The following is a 6,699-nucleotide window of genomic DNA, read 5'->3' as shown; positions in this document are numbered from 1 at the left end:
ACAACCTCAAAGCAGTGCTAAGGAGCATATCTATTATGCACCCCCCTATGTCTCTTGGGAAAGGGGAACTAATGAGAATCACAATAGGCTCATTCGGAGATGGTTACCTAAAGGAACTAAGAAAACGACTCCCAAAGAAGTCGCATTCATCGAAAATTGGATTAATAACTATCCTAAAAAACACTTGAACTACAAGTCCCCCAGAGAAGACTTCTTGATGGAGAACTTGAAATTTGGCAATGAAATAAAGACTATACAAATTGATTAGGGAATTTAAAACATAGTAGATTGAAACTAGAATAGTACACCTCTACTTCTAAAACATTCTTAGAAATCGATTTGACTGTCCTGATCGATTTATCCTGTTCTTATTTCATTTCACTATAATTTCTAACAATATTTTAAAAACTGAACCGTACTATTTCAACTTCCATAAATTACAATATTGATAGGCACAGTTCCCATACCTGTCCAAATTCGAATAACGTTTAGTATAAATTAGAATATGACTACAACATCACAAATAATTAGACTATCTATAATATCTACGATGTAACATATACATAGGAAGCACCGTTATCAAGAGCGCCAAGGCTATCAACCAGATAAGATGAAGATACAAACCTGTCACCTCACCTCCCCATATAATACGAATCATGCAGGTAGCGTGATACAAGGGAGAAAACCAAGTCAAATCACCAAGTATTGGGGGCAAGGAAGTAATGGGAAAGAAGGTATCTGAAAACATATAAAGAGGACGGATTACCAAAACATTGTAGTAATTCAGAAATTCCCTAGACGGTGCCAAGTAGGTAAAGATTAGTCCTAAAACACCAAACAAATAACCCACTATAAATAAAATCAGAGGAATCAATAACATCAAGACATGAAAATGCGCTGTGATAAGCATGGAAATCAGCCAAAAAATCCCACCGAAAATCACTGCACGAATACCTGCCCAGATAGCCTGACCCACCACAATATCACTCGTATTGATTGGCGTCATCAACATAGCATCATAAGTCTTTTCAATCTTATACTGGATAAAGGCATTGACCGTTGTTTCTGCGGTGGCCGCAGACATGGCAGTCGCAGCAATTAAACCTGTAATGACAAAATCACGGTAGAGCATACCGTTAACATGCGTCAAATAGGCACCAACTCCAAATCCCATTGCTAAAAGATAAAAGAGGGGGTCGATAAGGTTGGGGACAATTGAAATTTTAAATAAATTTCTAAAACTCATGTAGTTGCGTACCACAACGTGTCCGATGGACTGAAATGATAACTTAAACATGCAAGTCCTCCTTCTCTGTCCCAGTCAACCCCAAAAAAAGCGTCTCAAGGTTGTCAGCATCATACTTGATGAGCAAGTCTTCTACAGTTCCTTCTTCTTTGATAGTCCCTTGGTGGAGCATCAGCACCCTATCTGTCAAATATTCAATCTCATTCATATAGTGGGAAGTAATAATGATAGAAACACCTAATTCCTTCAACTCCAAAAGTTTATCCCAAATAATATTGCGGGATTGAATGTCTAAACCAACTGTCGGTTCATCTAAAATGATAATATCAGGCCGATTGATGAGAGCTCTTGCCAAGACAAGACGTCGTCGCATCCCACCCGACAGCTGATTCACCATCTTTTGCGCATGTTTGCTCAGTTGAACAAAATCCAAGAGAGAATCGATTCTCTTCCTAAGTTCGACAGATGAGATACCATAACATAGACCGTGAGCAAAAAGATTATCATAAACATTCAAGGTCATGTCCAGCATATCCTCCTGCCCTACAATACCCAGACAAGATTTACTCTTACGACGATTGGTTTCAATATTTTGCCCCAAGATATCAATCTCTCCTGAGGAAATTGAGGTCAGTGAGTAAATCATCTTTAAAGTGGATGTTTTGCCAGCACCGTTGATTCCCAAGATACCCAAACACTCTCCTTCTCCCAATTCAAAGCTAATTCCCTTGACAGCTTCATAAGAACCATATTGCTTTTTTAGATTTTTAACACTTAACTTCTTCACTCTTTCTTTCCCCCACAAATAGAGCATGTTGGATACTTTGTTAATTCATCAAAATGTTGTTCGAATGTTATAAAGTCAATTGAGAATCTTTTATTAAATGTTAGCAATGCTTCGTATCCCCAAAAAATATATCTTAAAATTTCAAACGAAATAAAATACCCTTGAAATAGACAAGCAGGACCTAAAGCACCATTCGGAGTTCTGAACATCTCTAGTTCCAATGAATTTGTCATCGTACGAACAGTCTCCAACTCCTCAGCATACTCAGGAATTTTTTCCAAATCCTCTAAAAACTGACAGTAATAGCACGCTGCTTTATACGGAATAATTGAATATACTTTCCCATTTTTCTTACCCACCACAGCAGACAGACATAATTTATTGTATTGAACACAAGCTTCATTGACCCAAAAATCAATATAGCCTGTTGGATAATCTGCAACATTTACTACGATATCACATTTTGAAGTTTTTATTAACTCATCAACATCCTCTTTTGAACCTATCTCTTTATCAAGTACCTCAAATTCAATTAAAGGATTAAACTTTCTAAGCGACTCTTTTGCAGCCTCTACTTTTCTTTTTCCAATATCAGATGTCGAATACAAAATTTGTCTATTGAGATTACTAGCTTCGACCGTATCAAAATCAACTGCTGTAATATGCCCTATACCTAATTCAGCCAATGCTAGACAGATATTACTTCCTATACCACCAATACCTAAGAGCAAAATACGCGTCTTTTTTAATTTTAACTGATAATCATACTTTGTTAAAGATAATGTATCTAAAGTATTAAAAAAGTTAAGATTTACGGAATATCTATCCAATTCTTCTGAAGTTAATTCAGTTGTAGTAACAAAATTATCCTCCAAATACCCTAGTGTATCTAGTAAAGAAATACTTTCTTCTACCTCATTAGGGGACAAGCTATCAACTAAGCTACAAATTTCATTGATTGTGTATTGTCCATCGAGAAGCTTAATGAGCTGAGTATACTTCTCATCCAGATTCTCAATCTCAATACCATAATCTTTTCCTATACCTAATCTAATTTTATCCTTTAAAAATAGGACACTATGAATATCTTTAATTTTAGGTAAATTCAATTCTATTTCCTCCTAAAATAGACAAAAGGAATGGAAAAATCCATTCACTTTTGAAAAAAATGTTGAGAATGTAATCTTAAGATTAACGTCCTTCAACTGTGGATACTGCTGCAATTACTTTTGTAATTTTACCTCCATTTAAACTCAGACAATAAAATTTAAAATATTCTCTAGTAAAACATTTTAAAAATCTATTTATCTTGTGCTTTAATTATAGTATAATAAAAGATAGAAAATCATCGATATATGAAATTTGGAGAAAATTTTTATGGAACCAGATATTTTCATCATCACAAAACTCTTATCAGACCCTTCTCGGATGCACATTTTAGATATTCTAATGGATGGAAAAGCTCACACGGTTAACGAAATTGCCAGCTTTACCAAAATCAAGCAACATACTGTCAGCTATCACCTCAAATTACTTACCGAAGCACAGGTAACCACTCTACAAACCTATGGACGTTTTCATTATTATTCTTTAAAAAGTGCTGCCATTGCAGAAATGCTGGAATTTCTCAGCTTCTACTCTCCTCAGCGTGATGTCAAAAGTTATAAACAACACATTCACAAAAAGGAATTAAAGGTCGCTCGCACCTGCTATGACCATATTGCTGGTGAGCTTGGCATTTCCATTACCAATTATCTCTTGCAAGAAAATCTCCTCAGCGAATCAGAAAAAGACTTCCAACTCACTGAAGCTGGGAAGTCTTATTTCCAAAGAAAATTACACATTGATACGGATGAATTGAAAAAGAAAAAACGGAAATTTTGCCCTAAATGTTTGGATTGGAGCGAACGTAAAAATCATGTCGGCGGAGCTCTCGGCAATGCTCTTTTAGAATTTTTCAGTGAAAAACAATTGGTCATCCCTGCACAAACGCCACGTTCACTTACCATTACAGAGAAGGGAAAAGAATTCCTCGAAAGGGAATGGGGGATTTAAACATGGACTTTTAAGCAAATAACTGTCCATACCCATTCTATAACAACCTCTCTATCCCCTTACTCCCCCAACTCAGCACTGTAGGCGATAATCTGGTCAACTGTGTCAGACAAGAATTGGATGGTATCACGGAGTGGTTTGTCTGTTGAAATATCAGCACCGATAATCATGGCTGACTCAAGTGGTGTCTTGCTACCACCTGATTTAAGGAGATTGAGCCAGTCTTCAGCTCCAGTTTCAGAATGTTTTAGATGAAGGTAACCAGCTGTCGAGATGACAAGACCAGCAGAGTAAGTGTAACTATACAAGCCCATATAGTAGTGAGCTTGGCGCATCCAAGTCAAAGCTGCATCATCGTCAATTTCAATAGCATCTCCCCAGAAATCCGTCAAAACTTCCTTCATAATGCTGTTGAGCTTGCTTGCTCCAAAGGTCTCCCCTTCTTCAATCAATGTATACACCTTACGCTGGAAGGCGGCTTCCAAGAGGTGGGTGATGAAATTATGGAAGTAGGTGTCTGTCAAGCGATGAGCCAGAGCGAAGCGTTTTTGACGTGGGTCATTAGACTGGTTCTCTAAGTAATCACTGAGTAGCAATTCATTGAAGGTCGACGGTGCTTCAACATAATAGGTCGACATGTGGGCGTTGAAATAGCTTTGATGATTGTCTGAAAAGATGAATTGACCAGAATGCCCGATTTCATGAATCAAGGTATAGACATCGCTCAAACGGCCTGTCCAGCTCATGAGGACATAAGGGTGTACGCGATATGGGTCCGCCGCATAACCACCGGAATCCTTGCCACTGTTAGCAGCAAAGTCCACCCAGCGCTCTTCTTGGTAACGAGCAACTTCCTGACAATATTCTTGCCCCAAAGGTTCTACCGACTTCATGACCAAATCATAGGCATCGTCAATAGTCACTTCAGGATTCAGGGCGCTGTCCAAGTCCAATTTCCAGTCTGCAAAGGTCATCTTTTCAAGACCATTTACCTTGGCAACATGCTTGAGGTATCTCTGAGCGACTGGTGCAAAGTCCTTCATGATGAGGTCAATCTGGCGGTCAAACATGACACGGTCCACTTCTTGTTCAGCTAGAAGATAGTCAAAGACAGAGTCGTATCCCTTCATATCAGCCAAGAGTTTTTCAGACTTGACCTGAGCCAGATAGGCTGCTGCAGCCGTATTTTGGTGCTTACGAAGTCCCTCTGAGAAGGAACGGAAGGATTTCTCACGAACCTCAGCATCCTCATGGTTTTGGTAGAAATTCTCATAGGTCACAAAGCTGTTTTTGTAGGTCTTGCCATGGGCTTCAAAGTCAGCCATTTCAAAATCCCCAGCTCGCATCTTAGTATAAATGTCCTGCGGACTGTAGAAAACTTCACCGAGATTGGTCAAGGCCTTCTCCACATCTGCCCCTAAGTAGTGGGCTTTTTTGATTTTAGCCTGACGAATGGCAGCTGTTAAATGTGGCAATTCACCCAAACGGTCCAAGACTTCCTCGTCTGCTACCACCAAGGCATCGTCAAAGAAGGTCAAGGCTACGCTGGCATCTGTTTCAAATTCCATCCCAGCTTGGGCAATATTGGCAAATTCGTCATTGCTATAGTCCGTCGTCTGAGGCATAAAAGCATAGTTGCCAATATGGCTCATCTGAATGTAGATCTGTTCCAATTCCGCAAAGGCCTTCTCGAAATTCTCAAAAGTGTGAAGATTGCCCTTGTAATCACGGCTAAACTGGTTGATGTCTTCGCGAGCTTTCTCGATTGCACGCAAGAAATCCTCACGGTCTTGGTATAGGGCTGTTAAGTCCTAGAGTTCCTTCTCTGGAAATTCTGAACGGTGTTTTTGTTCCATTTTCTTCCTCTTATTTCTCTAATTCTACTAAAACACTAAGGGCTGATAAGGCGTAAAGCGGTGCTGTTTCTGCTCGCAAAATACGAGGACCTAGGCCTACCAAAACGGCTCCCTTAGCTTCAAAACTTTCGATTTCTGCAGGTGACAGACCGCCTTCTGGACCAAAGATAAAGAGCAGTTTGGCTCCTGTTTCAAGACCAGTGACTGCTTGCAGAAGCGCAGCGGCTTCTCCTTCTTTAGCTGATTCTTCATAGGCTACTATGATAGAGTCAAACTGGTCCAGCTGAGCTAGAAAATCTGCTTTTTTCTCGAAAAGTTTAATACTTGGTACAATATTACGCTTGCTTTGCTCGGCTGCTCCAAGGGCAATTTTTTCTAGTTTTTCAACTTTTTTACCCAATTTCTTGCCATCCCACTTGGCAACTGACCAGTCTGCAGGAAAGGCCCAGATTTGGCTAGCACCCAGTTCGGTTACTTTTTGAGCGATGAACTCCAGCTTGTCTCCCTTGGGAAATCCAGATGCGATGGTCACTTGGACTGGTAGTTCCACATTGTCATTTAATTCTTGGATCAACTCAAACTGACGGGCTTCCACATCCAGCACGCGCGCCAAGCGCTTGATGCCATCCTCAAAGACCAAAGTAACCTCATCATCTTCTTTCAAGCGCATAACCTGAAACATATGCTTGCTGGTTTCCTTGTCCTCGATGGTGACAGGAGAGGCTGCACTCCCCTTGACAAAATACTGTTGCATA

Annotated in this window: 5 protein-coding genes and 2 pseudogenes; 2 read left to right on the top strand and 5 right to left on the bottom strand. The window is 39.7% G+C overall.

Annotation, left to right across the window (positions count from 1 at the left end):
* Window positions 1-268: pseudogene (locus HT723_RS03675) on the top strand (hypothetical protein); the annotation flags it as partial.
* 264 nt (window positions 269-532) lie between these two features.
* Here the strand turns inward: HT723_RS03675 and HT723_RS03670 are convergent.
* From HT723_RS03670 to HT723_RS03660, 3 genes are read right to left on the bottom strand one after another with little or no spacing between them, the layout of a single operon-like run.
* Window positions 533-1,297: an ABC transporter permease gene (locus tag HT723_RS03670; RefSeq protein ID WP_000475591.1), complete on the bottom strand. Its 765-nt coding sequence runs from the start codon at window positions 1,295-1,297 to the stop codon at window positions 533-535.
* A complete protein-coding gene (locus HT723_RS03665) occupies window positions 1,290-2,060 on the bottom strand; it encodes an ABC transporter ATP-binding protein (RefSeq protein ID WP_000966495.1) in 771 nt (256 codons plus the stop codon). The genes HT723_RS03670 and HT723_RS03665 overlap by 8 nt, the downstream gene beginning before the upstream one ends.
* The gene (locus HT723_RS03660) at window positions 2,030-3,142 is read right to left on the bottom strand and encodes a ThiF family adenylyltransferase (RefSeq protein ID WP_016399294.1); all 1,113 of its coding nucleotides are present in this window, start codon (window positions 3,140-3,142) and stop codon (window positions 2,030-2,032) included. The genes HT723_RS03665 and HT723_RS03660 overlap by 31 nt, the downstream gene beginning before the upstream one ends.
* 268 nt (window positions 3,143-3,410) lie before the next feature.
* On the opposite strand from HT723_RS03660, the gene HT723_RS03655 reads away from it, so the two are divergent.
* Window positions 3,411-4,088, top strand: a complete 678-nt coding sequence (locus HT723_RS03655) for a metalloregulator ArsR/SmtB family transcription factor (RefSeq protein WP_166731364.1) — start codon at window positions 3,411-3,413, stop codon at window positions 4,086-4,088.
* A gap of 59 nt (window positions 4,089-4,147) precedes the next feature.
* Here HT723_RS03655 and pepF read toward each other — a convergent pair.
* Window positions 4,148-5,944, bottom strand: a pseudogene (pepF, locus tag HT723_RS03650) (oligoendopeptidase F).
* Between the two features lie 10 nt (window positions 5,945-5,954).
* Entirely contained in the window at window positions 5,955-6,698 is a 744-nt protein-coding gene (locus HT723_RS03645; RefSeq protein ID WP_172934667.1) for a 16S rRNA (uracil(1498)-N(3))-methyltransferase, read from the bottom strand.
* Window position 6,699: the final 1 nt, after the last annotated feature.

The sequence above is a fragment of the Streptococcus sp. 2106 genome (assembly GCF_013277315.1).
GTDB classification, from domain to species: Bacteria; Bacillota; Bacilli; order Lactobacillales; family Streptococcaceae; genus Streptococcus; species Streptococcus pseudopneumoniae.
The sequence above is the reverse complement of the archived record's forward strand: the minus strand, read 5'-3'. Positions and strand labels throughout refer to the sequence as shown.

Bases quoted from the DNA above. Each gene is read 5' to 3' on its own strand.
- HT723_RS03670 (WP_000475591.1), bottom strand. From the start codon at position 1,297: ATGTTTAAGTTATCATTTCAGTCCATCGGACACGTTGTGGTACGCAAC.
- HT723_RS03665 (WP_000966495.1), bottom strand. From the start codon at position 2,060: ATGCTCTATTTGTGGGGGAAAGAAAGAGTGAAGAAGTTAAGTGTTAAA.
- HT723_RS03655 (WP_166731364.1), top strand. From the start codon at position 3,411: ATGGAACCAGATATTTTCATCATCACAAAACTCTTATCAGACCCTTCT.
- HT723_RS03645 (WP_172934667.1), bottom strand. From the start codon at position 6,698: ATGCAACAGTATTTTGTCAAGGGGAGTGCAGCCTCTCCTGTCACCATC.